Annotated in this window: 13 protein-coding genes; 8 read left to right on the forward strand and 5 right to left on the reverse strand. The window is 64.6% G+C overall.

The window, feature by feature from the left end; all coding sequences use genetic code 11:
* The first annotated feature begins 257 nt into the window (after window positions 1-257).
* From rplJ to WDM86_05570, 5 genes are all read left to right on the forward strand, one after another.
* The gene (gene rplJ, locus WDM86_05550; GenBank protein MEI9989484.1) at window positions 258-773 is read left to right on the forward strand and encodes a 50S ribosomal protein L10; all 516 of its coding nucleotides are present in this window, start codon (window positions 258-260) and stop codon (window positions 771-773) included.
* Between the two features lie 92 nt (window positions 774-865).
* Window positions 866-1,240, forward strand: a complete 375-nt coding sequence (gene rplL / locus WDM86_05555; GenBank protein ID MEI9989485.1) for a 50S ribosomal protein L7/L12 — start codon at window positions 866-868, stop codon at window positions 1,238-1,240.
* Between the two features lie 162 nt (window positions 1,241-1,402).
* Window positions 1,403-5,485 (forward strand): DNA-directed RNA polymerase subunit beta, encoded by a 4,083-nt coding sequence (gene rpoB / locus WDM86_05560; protein MEI9989486.1) that lies wholly within the window; start codon window positions 1,403-1,405, stop codon window positions 5,483-5,485.
* Window positions 5,478-9,734, forward strand: a complete 4,257-nt coding sequence (rpoC, locus tag WDM86_05565) for a DNA-directed RNA polymerase subunit beta' (GenBank protein ID MEI9989487.1) — start codon at window positions 5,478-5,480, stop codon at window positions 9,732-9,734. Before rpoB ends, rpoC begins: the two co-directional genes overlap by 8 nt.
* Window positions 9,735-10,111: 377 nt before the next feature.
* A complete protein-coding gene (locus WDM86_05570) occupies window positions 10,112-10,621 on the forward strand; it encodes a methylated-DNA--[protein]-cysteine S-methyltransferase (GenBank protein ID MEI9989488.1) in 510 nt (169 codons plus the stop codon).
* 166 nt (window positions 10,622-10,787) lie between these two features.
* Here WDM86_05570 and WDM86_05575 read toward each other — a convergent pair whose 3' ends face one another.
* The 3 genes from WDM86_05575 to WDM86_05585 are packed head-to-tail and all read right to left on the reverse strand — an operon-like array spanning window position 10,788 to window position 14,478.
* A complete protein-coding gene (locus WDM86_05575) occupies window positions 10,788-11,525 on the reverse strand; it encodes a tetratricopeptide repeat protein (protein MEI9989489.1) in 738 nt (245 codons plus the stop codon).
* Window positions 11,522-12,199, reverse strand: coding sequence for a Fe2+-dependent dioxygenase (locus WDM86_05580; GenBank protein MEI9989490.1), 678 nt, complete (start codon window positions 12,197-12,199; stop codon window positions 11,522-11,524). Before WDM86_05580 ends, WDM86_05575 begins: the two co-directional genes overlap by 4 nt.
* An 8-nt stretch (window positions 12,200-12,207) precedes the next feature.
* Window positions 12,208-14,478 carry a TonB-dependent siderophore receptor gene (locus tag WDM86_05585; protein ID MEI9989491.1) on the reverse strand — a complete coding sequence of 757 codons (2,271 nt, stop codon included), beginning with the start codon at window positions 14,476-14,478 and terminating at the stop codon, window positions 12,208-12,210.
* A gap of 132 nt (window positions 14,479-14,610) precedes the next feature.
* Between WDM86_05585 and WDM86_05590 the strand changes: the two genes are divergently transcribed.
* Window positions 14,611-14,832, forward strand: a complete 222-nt coding sequence (locus WDM86_05590) for an MAPEG family protein (GenBank protein MEI9989492.1) — start codon at window positions 14,611-14,613, stop codon at window positions 14,830-14,832.
* Here the strand turns inward: WDM86_05590 and WDM86_05595 are convergent.
* Both WDM86_05595 and WDM86_05600 read right to left on the reverse strand, forming a co-directional pair.
* Window positions 14,809-15,090 (reverse strand): type II toxin-antitoxin system YafQ family toxin, encoded by a 282-nt coding sequence (locus WDM86_05595; GenBank protein ID MEI9989493.1) that lies wholly within the window; start codon window positions 15,088-15,090, stop codon window positions 14,809-14,811. The two genes, WDM86_05590 and WDM86_05595, sit on opposite strands and share 24 nt — an antisense overlap.
* Window positions 15,077-15,340, reverse strand: a complete 264-nt coding sequence (locus WDM86_05600) for a type II toxin-antitoxin system RelB/DinJ family antitoxin (GenBank protein ID MEI9989494.1) — start codon at window positions 15,338-15,340, stop codon at window positions 15,077-15,079. Before WDM86_05600 ends, WDM86_05595 begins: the two co-directional genes overlap by 14 nt.
* Before the next feature lie 362 nt (window positions 15,341-15,702).
* Between WDM86_05600 and rpsL the strand changes: the two genes are divergently transcribed.
* Complete coding sequence (gene rpsL, locus WDM86_05605) at window positions 15,703-16,074, forward strand: 30S ribosomal protein S12 (protein ID MEI9989495.1); 372 nt, start codon at window positions 15,703-15,705, stop codon at window positions 16,072-16,074.
* A 13-nt stretch (window positions 16,075-16,087) separates the two neighbouring features.
* Entirely contained in the window at window positions 16,088-16,558 is a 471-nt protein-coding gene (gene rpsG / locus WDM86_05610; protein MEI9989496.1) for a 30S ribosomal protein S7, read from the forward strand.
* The last annotated feature ends 9 nt before the right edge of the window (window positions 16,559-16,567 follow it).

Below are 16,567 nucleotides of genomic sequence, written 5' to 3' on the forward strand. Positions count from 1 at the left end.
CGATCGCCGGAACTGTCCGAGACCGCTGGAGTGCTTCGGCACTTAAATGTCCAGCGCAGACAGGGAAGAGAACCGGAATTCGAGGCCCATCTTCGGATGTCAGCCTCGCGCTTCGGGTTTGAGCCCTGGGACAGGAATTGTGTGTCACAGGGCAGGGCTCCGGATCGTCACGGAGACCTGTTGAGAACTGGTCTGGACGCCAAGCTACGGCCTTTTTGGCCTCAAGTAGCGAAGCGATAGGCCAAAAAGGAGCAGAAGTGGACAAAGCAGAGAAAGCGGAAGTCGTCGAAGAGCTGAAAGGCGTCTTCGCGAATGCCGGCTCCCTGGTTGTCGCCCACTATACCGGCATGACGGTGGCCCAGATGAACGATCTGCGGGGGCGCATGCGCGCCGCCGGAGCGTCCTTCCGGGTGTCGAAGAACCGTCTGGCGGTGCGCGCGCTCCAGGGAACGCCCGTGGAAGGCATCTCCCACCTCTTCAAAGGTCCGACCGGCATTGCGTACAGCAAGGACCCGGTCGCGGCTTCGAAGGTGGCGGTCGCCTACGCCAAGGATAACGAGAAACTCGTGATCCTGGGCGGTTCGGTCGGAGCAACGGCGCTGGATGCCGAGGGCGTGAAGGCCCTTGCCACCCTGCCGTCGCTCGACGAACTGCGGGGCAAGCTCGTGGGCCTCATTCTGGCGCCCGCGACCAAGATCGCCGGGGTTGTTCAAGCCCCCGCCGGTCAGCTCGCCCGCGTCATCGCGGCGTATTCCAAGAAGGAAGCGGCATAGGGGAACAGCGGCCATTCGGCCGTGCGACCCCAAAAGTGGACGTCAACCTATTCATCAACATCGAACCCGAACCAACTGAAGGAACTATCGAAATGTCTAAGATTGAACAGCTCGTCACCGATCTCTCGGGCCTCACCGTTCTCGAGGCCGCGGAACTCGCCAAGCTTCTCGAAGAGAAGTGGGGCGTTTCGGCCGCCGCTCCGGTTGCCGCCGCTGCTGCCGCTCCGGCCGCCGCCGCTGCCGCCGCCGTGGAGAAGACCGAGTTCACCGTCGTCCTGACCGACGCCGGCGACAAGAAGATCAACGTGATCAAGGAAGTGCGTCAGATCACGGGCCTGGGCCTCAAGGAAGCCAAGGACCTGGTCGAAGGCGCGCCGAAGGAAGTGAAGGCGGACGTCTCCAAGGACGAGGCCGCGAAGATCAAGAAGCAGCTCGAGGACGCCGGCGCGAAAGTCGAGCTGAAGTAAAGGAGGCGAGGAGGGTTGAAGAACCCACCCCGCGTACATATTTCGTTAAACCCACCCCCTCCCGGCGATTCGCGCGCCGGGAGGGCCGGTGGAACTCGTCATTGGTTTAGCAATTACTCGCACACCGCAGCGGTCAATTAGGACCGCAAGAAGGACGCAAGAATGACGCTCTCGTTCACCGGACGCAAAAGGCTCCGCAAATACTTCGGCAAGATCGCCGAGGTCGCGGAGATGCCCAACCTCATCGAGGTCCAGAAGACCTCCTACGACCAGTTCCTCCAGGTGGATAAGCTTGAGGAAGGCCGCAAGGACGAGGGGCTGGAGACGGTGTTCCGCCACGTGTTCCCGATCAAGGATTTCTCGGAATCCTCGCTCCTGGAATATGTCGACTACCACTTCGAAGAGCCGAAATACGATGTCGAGGAGTGCCAGCAGCGCTCCATGACCTATGCCGCGCCGCTCAAGGTGACGCTGCGCCTCATCGTGTTCGATGTGGACCAGGAAACCGGCGCCAAGTCCGTCAAGGACATCAAGGAGCAGGACGTCTATATGGGCGATGTCCCGTTCATGACCGAGAACGGCACCTTCATCATCAACGGCACCGAGCGCGTGATCGTCAGCCAGATGCACCGCTCGCCGGGCGTCTTCTTCGATCACGACAAGGGCAAGACCCATTCCTCGGGCAAGCTCCTGTTCGCCGCCCGCGTCATCCCCTATCGCGGCTCGTGGCTCGATTTCGAGTTCGACGCCAAGGACATCATCCATGTCCGCATCGACCGCCGCCGCAAGCTGCCGGCGACGACGCTGCTCTATGCGCTCGGCCTGACCCAGGAAGAGATCCTGGAATATTTCTACACCAAGATCGCCTTCAAGCGGCACAAGGACGGCTCCTGGCATACCCCGGTCGAGCCGGGCTGGATGCGCAACGCCAAGGTCGGCTCCGACTGGAAGAACGGCAAGACCGGCGAAGTCATCGCCGAGGCCGGCTCCAAGATCACCGTGCGCCTGCTGCGCAAATGGCAGGAAGACGGCATCAAGAACGTCGCGATGTCCGAGGAAGAGCTGGTCGGCCGCTACAACGCGCTCGACATGGTCAATCCCGAGACCGGCGAAATCTATGTCGAGGCCGGCGACGAGCTGACCGCGGCGAGCATCGCCACCCTGATCGAAGCGGGCGAGAACGAGATCAGCATCATCAACGTCGACGGCATCACCATCGGCGGCTATGTGCGCAACACGCTGACGGTGGACAAGAACCACTCCCGCGAGCAGGCGCTGATCGACATCTACCGCGTCATGCGCCCCGGCGAGCCGCCGACGCTGGACACGGCGGAGACGCTGTTCGGCCAGCTCTTCTTCGACAGCGAGCGCTACGACCTGTCCTCGGTCGGCCGCGTGAAGATGAACATGCGCCTGAACCTCGACGCGCCCGATACGTATCGGACGCTGCGCAAGGAAGACATCCTGGCGATCCTGAAGGCCCTCACCGAACTGCGTGACGGCCGCGGCGAGATCGACGACATCGACAATCTCGGCAACCGCCGGGTGCGCTCGGTCGGCGAGCTGATGGAGAACCAGTTCCGCGTCGGCCTCCTGCGCATGGAGCGCGCGATCAAGGAGCGGATGTCCGCCGTCGATATCGACACGGTCATGCCGCACGACCTGATCAACGCCAAGCCGGTCGCCGCCGCGGTGCGCGAGTTCTTCGGTTCGTCCCAGCTCAGCCAGTTCATGGACCAGCAGAACCCGCTGTCGGAGCTGACCCACAAGCGCCGCATGTCGGCGCTCGGACCGGGCGGCCTGACCCGCGAGCGCGCCGGCTTCGAAGTGCGCGACGTGCACCCGACGCATTACGGCCGCATCTGCCCGATCGAGACGCCGGAAGGCCCGAATATCGGCCTGATCAACTCGCTCGCCACCTATGCGCGCGTCAACAAATATGGCTTCATCGAGAGCCCGTACCGCAAGGTCGTGAACAAGCACGTCACCGACGAGGTCATCTACCTCTCGGCGATGGAAGAGGCGAAGTACACCATCGCCCAGGCCAATGCGACGATCGACGCCCGCAATAGGCTGAACGACGAGCTCGTGTCGTGCCGCAAGGGCGGCAACTTCGTCATGACCACGCCCGATCAGGTCGAGTTCATCGATGTTTCGCCCAAGCAGCTTGTCTCGGTCGCCGCGGCGCTCGTGCCGTTCCTCGAGAACGACGACGCCAACCGCGCCTTGATGGGCTCGAACATGCAGCGCCAGGCCGTGCCGCTGCTGCGGCCCGAGGCGCCGCTGGTCGGCACCGGCATGGAAGAGGTCGTCGCGCGCGATTCCGGCTCGGCGATCGCCGCCCGCCGCTCGGGCGTCGTCGACCAGGTCGATGCCACCCGTATCGTCATCCGCGCCACGGAAGAGGCCGATCCCACCAAGCCGGGCATCGACATCTATCGCCTGCGCAAGTTCCAGCGCTCCAACGCCTCGACCTGCATCAACCAGCGTCCGCTGGTGAAGGTGGGCGACCAGCTCAAGAAGGGCGACATCATCGCCGACGGCCCGTCCACGCAATTGGGCGAGCTGGCGCTCGGCAAGAACGCGCTCGTCGCGTTCATGCCGTGGAACGGCTACAACTTCGAGGACTCCATCCTCATCTCCGAGCGCATCGTGCGCGACGACGTCTTCACCTCGATCCATATCGAGGAGTTCGAGACGATGGCGCGCGACACCAAGCTCGGTCCTGAGGAAATCACCCGCGACATCCCAAACGTCGGTGAGGAAAACCTCAAGAACCTCGACGAGGCCGGCATCACCTATATCGGCGCCGAAGTCGTCGCGGGCGACATCCTGGTCGGCAAGGTGACGCCGAAGGGCGAAACCCCGATGACCCCGGAAGAGAAGCTGCTGCGCGCCATCTTCGGCGAGAAGGCGGCCGACGTGCGCGACACCTCGCTGCGCGTTCCGCCGGGCGTCACCGGCACGGTCGTCGAAGTGCGCGTCTTCAACCGCCACGGCGTCGACAAGGACCAGCGCGCCATGGCGATCGAGAAGGCCGAGGAAGAGCGCCTCGCCGAGGATCGCGACGACGAACTCGCCATCCTGGAGCGCAACATCTTCGCGCGCCTCTCGGAGATTCTGCTCAACAAGACCGCGTCCCACGGTCCCAAGGGCATGGCGCCGGATACCAAGATCACGCAAGCCGTGCTCGACGCCATCGCCAAGCATCAATGGTGGCAGATCGGCCTGCGCAACGAAAAGGCGATGGCCGAGCTGGAAGGCATGCGCCAGCAATACGACGAGTCCAAGTCGCGCCTCGACAAGCGCTTCGCCGACAAGGTGGAGAAGCTGCGCCGCGGCGACGAGCTGTCGCCCGGCGTCATGAAGATGGTCAAGGTGTTCGTCGCGGTGAAGCGCAAGCTGCAGCCCGGCGACAAGATGGCCGGCCGCCACGGCAACAAGGGCGTGATCAGCCGCATCGTTCCGATCGAGGACATGCCGCATCTGGAAGACGGCACGGCGGTCGACGTCGTGCTCAATCCGCTCGGCGTGCCGTCGCGCATGAATGTCGGCCAGATCCTGGAGACCCATCTCGGCTGGGCCTGTTCGGGCCTCGGCAAGATGATCGGCGAGACGCTGGACAAGGTGAAGCGCGACGGCAAATACGAGCCGCTGCGCAAGCAGCTCAAGGCGTTCTACGAGGACGACGAGCGCCTCAAGGAACTCGACGAGCAGGGCATGTCCGAACTCGCCGAGAACCTGCGCCCCGGCATCCCGATCTCGACGCCGGTGTTCGACGGCGCCAAGGAGAAGGACATCGTCGACATGCTCCGCCAGGCGGGCCTGACCGATTCCGGCCAGGTCACGCTCTATGACGGGCGCACCGGCGAATCCTTCAAGCGCAACGTCACGGTCGGCTACATCTACATGCTGAAGCTGAACCATCTGGTGGACGACAAGATCCACGCGCGTTCGATCGGCCCGTATTCTCTCGTGACGCAGCAGCCTCTGGGCGGCAAGGCCCAGTTCGGCGGCCAGCGTTTCGGCGAGATGGAGGTCTGGGCGCTCGAGGCTTACGGCGCCGCCTACACGCTGCAGGAAATCCTGACGGTCAAGTCGGACGACGTGGCGGGAAGAACCAAAGTGTACGAAGCGATCGTACGGGGCGAAGACACGTTCGAGGCCGGTATCCCGGAATCGTTCAACGTCCTCGTCAAGGAAATGCGTTCGCTGTCCCTGAATGTGGAGCTGCTCAATGGCTGAATCTTTCGAGACTGAAGCAAGATCGCACCGCCGCGACTCGGCGCGCGCCAACCAGGAGCTGGCCAACGTCTTCCAGGCGGTGAAGGAAATCCCGACCTTCGACCGCATCCGGATCTCGCTGGCCTCGCCGGATCAAATCCTGCGCTGGTCGCACGGCGAGGTGAAGAAGCCGGAGACGATCAACTACCGCACGTTCAAGCCCGAACGCGACGGCCTTTTCTGCGCCCGCATCTTCGGGCCGGTGAAGGATTACGAGTGCCTGTGCGGCAAGTACAAGCGCATGAAGTACAAGGGCATCGTCTGCGAGAAGTGCGGCGTCGAGGTCACGGTGCAGAAGGTGCGCCGCGACCGCATGGCCCATATCGAACTGGCCAGCCCCGTCGCCCATATCTGGTTCCTGAAGTCGCTGCCGTCGCGCATCGGGTTGATGCTCGACATGACGCTGAAGGACCTGGAACGCGTCCTCTATTTCGAGAACTACATCGTCATCGAGCCGGGCCTGACCCCGCTCAAGGAGCGTCAGCTCCTGACCGAGGACGAGTTCTACAAGGCGCAGGACGATTACGGAAACGACAGCTTCACCGCCGAGATCGGCGCCGAGGCGATCCGCAAGCTGCTGATGGCGATCGACCTGGAGAAGCTGCGCGATCAGCTCCGCGTCGACATCGCCGGCTCCAACGGCGGCGAGAAGCAGAAGAAGCTCGTCAAGCGGCTCAAGGTCGCCGAGGCCTTCATCGATTCCGGCAACCGCCCGGAATGGATGATCCTCACCGTGGTTCCGGTGATTCCGCCGGACCTGCGCCCGCTGGTTCCGCTGGACGGCGGCCGTTTTGCGACGTCCGACTTGAATGATCTCTATCGCCGCGTCATCAACCGCAACAACCGCCTCAAGCGCTTGATCGAGCTGAAGGCGCCGGACATCATCGTGCGCAACGAAAAGCGCATGTTGCAGGAGTCCGTCGATGCGCTGTTCGACAACGGCCGCCGCGGCCGCGTCATCACCGGCGCCAACAAGCGTCCGCTGAAGTCGATCGCCGACATGCTGAAGGGCAAGCAGGGCCGCTTCCGCCAGAACCTGCTCGGCAAGCGCGTCGATTATTCCGGCCGTTCGGTCATCGTGGTCGGTCCGGAGCTCAAGCTGCACCAGTGCGGCTTGCCGAAGAAGATGGCGCTCGAACTGTTCAAACCGTTCATCTATGCGCGGCTCGAGGCCAAAGGCTTCAGCCAGACGGTCAAGCAGTCCAAGAAGCTGGTCGAGAAAGAGAAGCCGGAAGTCTGGGACATCCTCGAAGAGGTGATCCGCGAGCATCCGGTGCTGCTCAACCGCGCCCCGACGCTGCATCGGTTGGGCATCCAGGCGTTCGAGCCGGTGCTGATCGAAGGCAAGGCGATCCAGCTTCATCCGCTGGTCTGCACCGCCTTCAACGCCGACTTCGACGGCGACCAGATGGCCGTGCACGTTCCGCTGAGCCTCGAGGCCCAGTTGGAAGCGCGCGTCCTGATGATGTCGACCAACAACATCCTCAGCCCCGCCAACGGCAAGCCGATCATCGTGCCGACGCAGGACATCGTGCTTGGCCTCTACTACCTCAGCCAGGAACGTCCGAACGAGCCGGGCGAGGGCATGGTGTTCAACGACATCGGCGAGATCGAGCACGCTTTGTTCGCGAACTCCGTCACGCTGCACGCCAAGATCAAGTGCCGCTACAAGACGGTGGACGCCGAAGGCAAGCCGGTCACGCTGCGCGTCGACTCCACGCCCGGCCGCATGATGATCGCGGAAATCCTGCCGCGTAACCCGAAGATCCCGTTCGCCCTGGTGAACAAGCTCCTGCGCAAGCAGGAGGTGTCGCACATCATCGACGAGGTCTACCGCCATTGCGGCCAGAAGGAGACCGTGCTGTTCGCCGACGCGGTGATGGGTCTGGGCTTCCGCGAGGCCTGCAAGGCCGGCATCTCCTTCGGCAAGGACGACATGGTCGTGCCCGACACCAAGGTGAAGCTGATCGACGAGACGCGCCACAAGGTGCGCGAGTTCGAGCAGCAGTACCTGGACGGCCTCACCACCGACAAGGAGAAGTACAACCTCGTCGTCGACACCTGGTCGAAGTGCACCGACCTGGTGGCCGCCGAAATGATGAAGGAGATTTCCGAATCCAAGATCGACCCGAAGACGGGCCGCATGGAGGAGATGAACTCCATCTACATGATGAGCCATTCCGGTGCCCGCGGTTCGCCGCAGCAGATGAAGCAGCTCGCCGGCATGCGCGGCCTGATGGCGCGTCCGGACGGGTCGATCATCGAGACGCCGATCCTGTCGAACTTCAAGGAAGGCCTCACCGTGCTCGAGTACTTCAACTCGACCCACGGCGCCCGCAAGGGCCTGGCCGACACCGCGCTGAAGACCGCCAATTCCGGCTATCTGACGCGCCGCCTTGTCGACGTCGCCAACGACTGCATCATCACCACCGAGGATTGCGGCACCAAGAAGGGCGTCTACGTCCAGGCCGAAATCGACGGCGGCACGATCGTGTCGTCGCTGCCGGAGCGCATCCTGGGCCGCACCGCGGCCGAGGACGTGAAGCATCCGGACACCGGCGAGATCATCATCAAGCGCGGCAAGGAAGTCACCGAGGACATCGCCGACAAGATCGAGCAGTCGCACATCCAGCGGGTTCGCGTCCGCTCGGTGCTGACCTGCGAGCTCAAGGACGGCGTGTGCGGCAAGTGCTATGGGCGCGATCTGGCCCGCGGCACTCCGGTCAATATCGGCGAGGCGGTCGGCGTGATCGCGGCGCAGTCGATCGGCGAGCCGGGCACCCAGCTCACCATGCGCACCTTCCACATCGGCGGCGCGGCCCAGGTCGCGGGCCAGTCCAAGATCGAGGCGTCCTATGACGGCAAGATCAAGCTGGTGAACCGCAACATCGTCAAGAACTCCGACGGTGAGCTGATCGCGATGGGCCGCAACATGCAGGCGGTGATCACCGATCCCAAGGGCCAGGAGCGTGCCTCGTACCGCATCGTGTACGGCGCGCGCCTCAAGGTCGACGAGGGCGCCACGGTCAAGCGCGGCGACCGCCTCGCGGAGTGGAATCCGAACTCGCTGCCCGTCCTCACCGATGTCGACGGCACGGTGAAGTACGAGGAGCTGATCTCGGGCGTCTCCTTCCGCGACGTGTCGGACGAGAAGACCGGCGTGTCGAACAAGGTGGTGATCGACAGCCGCACCGGTTCCGGCGCCAAGGCGACGGAGCTGCGGCCGACCATCGTCATCGTCAACAAGCAGGGCAAGACCGTGCAGGTGCCGGGGGGCGGCGAGGCGCGCTACGCGCTTTCCGTCGACGCCATCCTGTCGGTCGAGGACGGCTCGGAGGTCCGCGCCGGCGACGTCGTCGCGCGCATCCCGACCGAGGGCGCCAAGACCCGCGACATCACGGGCGGCCTGCCGCGCGTGGCGGAGCTGTTCGAGGCGCGCAAGCCCAAGGAAGCCGCGGTGCTCGCGGAAGCCGACGGCTTCGTCGAGTTCGGCAAGGACTACAAGAACAAGCGCCGCGTCATCGTACGTCCCAAGAACGAGAAGCTGGAGCCGACGGAATATCTCATCCCGAAGGGCAAGCACATCTCGGTGCGCGAGGGCGACTATGTGGAGAAGGGCGACTACATCGTCGAAGGCAACCCGTCTCCGCACGACATCCTGCGCATCAAGGGCATGGAGGAGCTGGCGACCTATCTCGTGAAGGAGATCCAGGACGTCTATCGTCTCCAGGGCGTGAAGATCAACGACAAGCACATCGAGGTGATCTGCCGCCAGATGATGCAGAAGCTGGAAGTCACCGAGGGCGGCGAGACCACGCTGCTCGCCGGCGAACAGGTCGACCAGCTCGAGATGGACGAGGCGAACCAGAAGGCGACCGACGAGGGCCTCAAGCTCGCCGAAGGCCGTCCGGTCCTGCTGGGCATCACCAAGGCGTCGCTGCAGACGCGTTCGGTGTTCTCGGCGGCGTCCTTCCAGGAGACCACCCGCGTGCTCACCGACGCCGCCGTCAACGGCAAGGTCGACACGCTGGAGGGCCTGAAGGAGAACGTGATCGTCGGCCGTCTCATCCCGGCCGGCACCGGCGGCGCCATCGCGCGCCTGCGGCACGTCGCGACGGAGCGCGACCGGGCGATCCAGGAGGAGCAGGCGAAGGCCAACGTGCCGGTTCCCCAACTCGAAGGTCCCGCCCCGCAGGAAGCGGCGGAGTAAACCGCGGCCTCAAGCAATCCGAAAAGGGCCGCTGGCGACAGCGGCCCTTTTTGTTTTCCGTCATGTCTCAACAAAAAGGGTGTCATGGCCCGCGAATGCGGGCCACCCAGCTGACATCGGCGCGCTCTCGCGTTTTCAGGGCTCTCTCCCACAATGGCCTATCCAAACATTGGATCACCTGAATGGCCCGCATTTGCGGACCATGACAGCAGAGGCAGTGACGGCGCGCCTGCGCGCCAAAGTTTCACGCGGAGCCGCGGAGAACGCGGAGGTTCGCTCAACTCCGCGCCTCCGCGTCTCCGCGTGAAAATTACGGCGTCCGAAAACAGCGCAAGAACCGGGTGGCACTCCGCCGCGCGCGGAGTCACTCTCCCGCCATGACCGACGCACACCGCTGGGCCGCCTTCGACACGCGTTTCGCGCGCTTCGCCGCCGCGATCGATGCAAGCGGCCGCGTCGTGCGCTTCTGGCTGCATGCCGACAAGGCAAACCCGCGCGGCATCGAAGACGCCGCCGCCCTCGCGCCAATCCGCGCCCAGGTCGAGGAATATTGCGCCGGCACGCGCCGCGGCTTCGATCTCGACATCCACGCGGAAGAGGGCGGCGATTTCGAACGCGCCGTCTGGGCCGCGATGTCGCGAATTCCGTTCGGCGAGACCGTCTCCTACGGCGCCATCGCCAGGCAGTTCGGCGATCCGAACGCCGCGCGCGCCGTGGGCCTTGCCTGCAACGCCAATCCGATCCCGCTGATCGTTCCCTGCCACCGCGTCATCGGCGCCGATGGCGCGCTGGTCGGCTTCGGCGGCGGGCTTGCGCTGAAGCGCGCGCTGCTCGATTTCGAAAGCGTGATCGTGGGACGGCCGCGCGACCTGTTCGCGAGCATATAACGCAACACATAATACAGTTGTCATGGCCCGCGAATGCGGGCCACCCAGTTGACTTCTGCACTCTGCGACTCGCTTAAGGGCAGCTGTCGCGAGAACTCGTGATCGACGCCGGGATCACCTGGGTGGCCCGCATTCGCGGGCCATGACACCGGGGATGTTGGAAAACCTATCCCACCACCAACGCCCGCACCCGCGCGTCGCGATGCTTGCGCAGCGCCGCCGCGATGTTGCTCCGCGTCGGCTCGGGCGCGGTGTCGAGCGCCTCCTTGAACCAGCGCAGCGCGCCGGTGACGCAGCCTTCGGCGCAGAGGATCGTCGCGTAATTGTAGGCGCCGCGGAAATAGCCCGCCTCGGCCGACCGGCGATACCACACCCGCGCCGCCGCCGGGTCGCGCGGGCAGCCCCAGCCTTCCTCGTGACAGCGCGCGACGAGGTTCATCGCCCGCTCATGGCCCTGCGCCGCCGCCGCGAAGTACCAGCGGAACGCCGCCGCGCGGTCGCGCGCCACGCCGTTCCCGTCCAGCAGCAGATGCCCCAGATTGTATTGCGCCCAGGCCAGCCCCGCCTCGGCCGCCACCGCGTAGTGCCGCGCCGCACGCGTGAAATCGCGCGCCGTGCCCCAGCCGTTCTCGTAAGCGCGCCCCAGCATGTTCGCGGCATCGCTGTCGCCCGCCTTGGCGGCGCTGAGGAAGCAGGCGAACGCCGCCCGCTCGTCCTTGGCCGTGCCCTGGCCCTCCAGCAGCATCCGCCCCAGACGCACCTGCGCCGCAGCGATGCCGCACGCGGCCGCCGCCGCGACCCACGCCGCCGCGTCGCCGCCCGCGAGCAGCGCCCGCAATTCCGCCGGCGGCATCATCGTGAGCGCCGCGACGCGCCAGGCATCGGCGGAGGTCGGCGCGTTCATGCCGGCTCGCCCCATTTGCGCACCAGATTGTGATAGAGCGCGGTCAGCCGCAGCACCGGCGCGCTGTCGGGCGCGCCCGTCTCGATGATGGCGCGGTCGAGTTCGAACAGCATCTGCCGCTCGGCGTCGTCCTTCACCATGCTCTGCACCCAGAAGAACGAGGCGACGCGCGCGCCGCGCGTCACCGGCGCCACGCGGTGCAGGCTGGTCGCGGGATAGAGGATGAGGTCGCCCGCCGGCAGCTTGGCGCTGTGCGTGCCATAGGTGTCCTGCACGATCAGCTCGCCGCCGTCATAGTCGTCCGGCTCGCTCAGGAACAGCGTCCCCGACACGTCGGTGCGCAGCCGGCGCTGCGTGCCCGGCACCAGCCGGATCGCGTTGTCGACATGGGCGCCGAAATTCATCCCCGCCTCGTATTTGTTGAACAGCGGCGGATAGACCAGGGCGGGCAGGGCGGCCGACATGAAAAGCGGGCTGCGCTCCAGCGCCTTCAGGACGAGCGCCCCCAAGGCACGCGCGTCCGCGCCGGTCTCGGCGAGCTGCAAATTCTCCTTCACGCGCACCGATTGGTGCCCGGCGGTCACCTTGCCGTCGCCCCATTGTGCCGACGCCAGCCGCGCCTGGACCGCGTCCAGCTCGTCCGCCGTCAGCACCTTGGGAACATGCAGCAGCATCGCGGTCCTTAGAGCGACGCCGTCGCGGTCAGGAGGACCGTCCGCCCGGGACCGGGCACGACATGGTTCTCGCCCGGACGCGTGAAGTAAGACGTCGCGTAATAGAACTCGTCGGTCAGGTTGTAGGCGTTGAGCTGCAGACCGAACGTGTCGTTGAGCCGGTAGCCGATCATCGCATCCCAGGTGACATAGCCCGGCGCGGTGGCGGTGACGATCAGGCCGGGCACGGTCATGTTGTCCGTGCCGGCGCGGCGCATGCCGGTGTAGTTGAGGCCGGTGCCGATCTTCAGGCCGCTGTCGAAATCGTAGGTCGTCCACAGATTGGCCTGGTTGTGCGCCGTGTTCGGGATCGGGCCGTGCACGCCCACGCCCGCCAGTCCGACCGCCGTCGGATCGAGATAGGTGTAGCCCAGGATGACTTCCCAGTTCGCGGTGAGGCGGCCCTGCGCGCCGAACTCGAAGCCGTTCACGCGCTCCGTGCCGGCCAGGGTCTGCAGCGTCGGGTTGGTGGGGTCGGAGATGCGGGCATTGGTCATCTCCGTGTTGAAGATGGCCGCCGTGACCGACAGCATGTCGTCCAGCACCTGCGCCTTGGCGCCGAGCTCGAAGGTGCGGTCCTTCTCGGGCGGCAGCGACTGGTTGCTGGCTGACAGCGACAGGCTTTCCGCCGACGGGTTGAACGAGGTGCCGTAGGAGAAATAGACGCTGGTCTTGTCGGTCGGCTTGTAGACGAGGGCCGCGCGCGGGCTCCAGATGTCGTCGGTGTGGCTGAAATGCGAGGGCGTCCTTCCGACGGCCTGGTCGAAGCGCACGCGGAAATCGTCATAGCGGATCGAGCCGGTCAGGAACCATTGCGAATCCAGGCTGACCGTGTCGGTGACATAGAGGCCGGTGGTGTTCGTCTTGGTGACGGGCTGCTGGTTGATCGTGGTCTGCGTGCCGGGGAACGCCTCGAGCGGATTGGGCGCGAGGATCGGCTGCGGCAGGATCGAGACGTCCTGGTTGACGAACCGCGTCAGGTCGGCGCTTTCGTTGTCGTATTCCGTGCCGAAGGTCAGCACGTGATCGAGCGCGCCGGTGGAGAAGCGCGCCGTGAAGCCCAGATCGTTCATCGCGGTGGCGATGGTGCCTTTCGAGCTCGGCCGGTCGCGCAGCACATAGATCGCGCTCACCGGCGTGCCGACGACGGGATAATAGGGATTGTACGAGCCCGGCGTCCACGACACCGGCGTCGGCTTGGCGACGCCGGCGCAGAGCGGCGCGCCGGCGAAATAGCCCTGCGTCGCCGCCGACGCGAAGCAGTTCGCCGTGCCGTAGATCGATGCGGTCTGGCGCGAATCGAACCAGTAATGCCCGTAGCGGATCGTGTCGCTCATCGACCAGGTGTCGTCGAATTTATGCTCGAAGCGGCCGGTCACGACGTCGACCTCGGTCTTGAAGCGGTCGTCGTCCGCCAGGCCATAGAACGTATCGCGCGGCACGGGCGCCGGCTTGTCGAACAGGAACGGGATGCCGTAATCGGGGATGTTGTCTTCCTGCTGGTGCAGGTATTTCAGCGTGAAGGTCGTGTCGGTGCCGATGCCGAAGGCGATCGCCGGCGCGACGCCGAAGCGCTGGTTGCGCGAGAACGGCCTTCCGTCCTGGTTGTTGCGCTGGCCCATCAGGTTGACGCGGATGGCCGCGTCGTCGCCCAGCACATAGTTCACGTCGGCCGTGCCGCGGATTTCCGCGTTGGTGCCGCCGGTCACCGCGAAATCGTCGATCGGATAAAGCTCCGGCGTCTTCAGCACCTGGTTGATCACGCCGCCGGTCGAGCCGCGGCCGAACAGCGTCGAGGCCGGTCCCTTGTAGACCTCGATGTTCTGGTAATCGAAGGTGTCGCGGTCGTAGAGGCCGGTGTCGCGCAGCCCGTCCATGAAATAGTCGTCGCCGGCGGAGAAGCCGCGCAGGTTGATGAGATCGCCATGCGTGCCGCCTTCGCCCGCGTTCAGCGTGATGCCCGGCACGTTCTTCAGCGCGTCGGCAAGATTATTGACGCCCTGCTGCTTGATCACTTCCGCCGGGATCACATTTATGGACTGCGGCGTGTCGAGGATCTTTTCCGGCAATAGATCGACGTTCGTGCGCTGCGCGGTCACGACGACGGTTTCGACCGTGGCGTTGGCGGTTTCGTTCAGCGCGACCTGCTGTCCATGCGCGGCGGTGATGGACGAGATGCCGGCCCCGGTGAGGCCGATGGCGGTGCGTACGAGCCGGTCGCTCGATTTGGCGGATAGCATTGATTCCCCTCGGGTTCTGAAACTGATAATCGTTCGCAACTTATGGGGGAACATACAGTCCGTCGCCGGCCTGTCAATGCGAATTAGTTGCAGACAACCAGCACCGCCTGATGGAACAGCCGACGGCATTTTATGCGCTGGTTTCTACATCGTGCTGGCCGGCCCACCGATGTGCCGCGCGAGGATCTGGCCTGGGGCCATGTCGGATTGCGCGTGGCGCATTCGCTGATCCCGAACACGACCAACCGCGTGATCTCGCGCTTTCGCGTCTTCGCCGCGTCTATCCTGGTCCTGATGGCGATGGCGGGTGCAGGAAGTGCCGGCGTCGTCTTAGAGATCGAGTTCGCTGTGTGAACCGAGCCGCACGAGACGCAACACATCCGCCCCGAGCTTTTGATATATCAGGACGAGATCGGGTCGGATGTGACAGTCGCGAAAATCCTTCCATTCGCCAGTCAGCGGATGATCGCGGTATTTTTCCGGAAGCGGTTGATCCGTCACGAGGAATGTGATGACCGCCCGCAGGTCGCGTTCGAGTGTTGCCCGGTGCAGACCCTTGGCTTCGCGCTTATAGTCCCGTCTGAACCTTGTCGTGCGGTCAATCGTCCGCATTCAGGTCGGCCATCAAACCATCGATATCGCCGACCACCTTTACATCTCCGGCACGCGCCGCTTTCATGGCCTCGATGGTTTCCGCGTTCGGAATGAGCGGATCGAAGGGCAGGGCCTTTTCGGCCACCGTGCGCATCAGCATCAGCCGAACGGCATCCGACACGGTTAATCCGATCGTCTCGAGAATAGCGGTCGCTTCTTTCTTCACGCGTGCATCAATTCGGGCGCGAACTACGGCGTTTGCAGTCATGGCGATATCTCCGGTGAGCTACATTGTAGCTCACCGGCTGCCATACCTCAACCTGTCTCCCTCCGTCAGGGTCGTGGCCGCCCGCCGCGAAATTTCCTGTCTTTCCGTGCTTGACGCCCCCATGCCCCCCGAATATAAGGCGCGACCTTTCAGGGACAGGTCGTTGGGCCCAAATCGCCCAAAACGCTGTCGGAAAGCCAGTTTAGAGCGTTAAACGCGCGACTCAGGGCAAACCCCTCAGTCCTCCGCGCTCAACCGGGGCGGGCCTTCAGGCCGGCACCGGATATTTGTTTCGGCTTTGGCGATGGTCGCCAGGGCTCATCGAAGCCGGGCGGCGAAAACCGCCCAAGTTGGGAAGAAGCATGCCGACGATCAATCAGTTGATCCGCAAGCCCCGCGGCGAGAAGCCCAGGCGCAACAAGGTGCCGGCGCTCCAGGAGTGCCCGCAGAAGCGCGCGGTCTGCACCCGCGTCTATACCGTGACGCCCAAGAAGCCGAACTCGGCGCTGCGCAAGGTGGCGAAGGTTCGCCTGACCAACGGCTATGAAGCCCTCTCTTACATCCCCGGCGAAGGCCACAATCTGCAGGAGCACTCGGTCGTGCTGATCCGCGGCGGCCGCGTGAAGGACCTTCCCGGCGTTCGCTACCACATCATCCGCGGCGTGCTCGACACGCAGGGCGTCAAGGACCGCAAGCAGCGCCGGTCCCTGTATGGCGCCAAGCGTCCCAAGTAAGGAGCACCGATAGATGTCACGCCGCCGCCGCGCCGACAAACGCGAGATCACCCCGGACGCCAAGTTCGGCGACCTCGTCCTCGCCAAGTTCATGAACAGCCTGATGTATGACGGCAAGAAGTCCGCCGCCGAAGGCATCATCTATGGCGCCTTCGATACCATCCAGCAGAAGACCAAGACCGATCCGATCCAGGTCTTCCACGAGGCGCTGCGCAACGTCGCCCCGGCGATCGAGGTGAAGTCCCGCCGCGTCGGCGGCGCCACCTATCAGGTGCCGGTCGAGGTTCGCACCGACCGCGCCCGGGCGCTCGCGATCCGCTGGCTGATCACCGCCGCGCGCGGCCGCAACGAGCCGACCATGACCGGCCGGCTCTCGGGCGAGCTGATGGACGCCGCCAACAACCGCGGCACCGCCGTCAAGAAGCGCGAAGACACCCACAAGATGGCGGACGCCAATCGCGCGTTCTCCCACTACCGCTGGTAAAGAAGCAAA

The sequence above is a fragment of the Rhizomicrobium sp. genome (genome assembly GCA_037200045.1).
Taxonomy (GTDB): domain Bacteria; phylum Pseudomonadota; class Alphaproteobacteria; order Micropepsales; family Micropepsaceae; genus Rhizomicrobium.

Excerpts from the sequence above, each read along its gene's own strand:
- WDM86_05575 (MEI9989489.1), bottom strand. The coding sequence starts at position 11,525 with ATGAACGCGCCGACCTCCGCCGATGCCTGGCGCGTCGCGGCGCTCACG.
- WDM86_05590 (MEI9989492.1), top strand. The coding sequence starts at position 14,611 with ATGCGCTGGTTTCTACATCGTGCTGGCCGGCCCACCGATGTGCCGCGC.
- rpoB (MEI9989486.1), top strand. The coding sequence starts at position 1,403 with ATGACGCTCTCGTTCACCGGACGCAAAAGGCTCCGCAAATACTTCGGC.
- WDM86_05585 (MEI9989491.1), bottom strand. The coding sequence starts at position 14,478 with ATGCTATCCGCCAAATCGAGCGACCGGCTCGTACGCACCGCCATCGGC.
- rpsL (MEI9989495.1), top strand. The coding sequence starts at position 15,703 with ATGCCGACGATCAATCAGTTGATCCGCAAGCCCCGCGGCGAGAAGCCC.
- WDM86_05600 (MEI9989494.1), bottom strand. The coding sequence starts at position 15,340 with ATGACTGCAAACGCCGTAGTTCGCGCCCGAATTGATGCACGCGTGAAG.
- rplL (MEI9989485.1), top strand. The coding sequence starts at position 866 with ATGTCTAAGATTGAACAGCTCGTCACCGATCTCTCGGGCCTCACCGTT.
- rpsG (MEI9989496.1), top strand. The coding sequence starts at position 16,088 with ATGTCACGCCGCCGCCGCGCCGACAAACGCGAGATCACCCCGGACGCC.
- WDM86_05570 (MEI9989488.1), top strand. The coding sequence starts at position 10,112 with ATGACCGACGCACACCGCTGGGCCGCCTTCGACACGCGTTTCGCGCGC.
- WDM86_05595 (MEI9989493.1), bottom strand. The coding sequence starts at position 15,090 with ATGCGGACGATTGACCGCACGACAAGGTTCAGACGGGACTATAAGCGC.
- WDM86_05580 (MEI9989490.1), bottom strand. The coding sequence starts at position 12,199 with ATGCTGCTGCATGTTCCCAAGGTGCTGACGGCGGACGAGCTGGACGCG.
- rpoC (MEI9989487.1), top strand. The coding sequence starts at position 5,478 with ATGGCTGAATCTTTCGAGACTGAAGCAAGATCGCACCGCCGCGACTCG.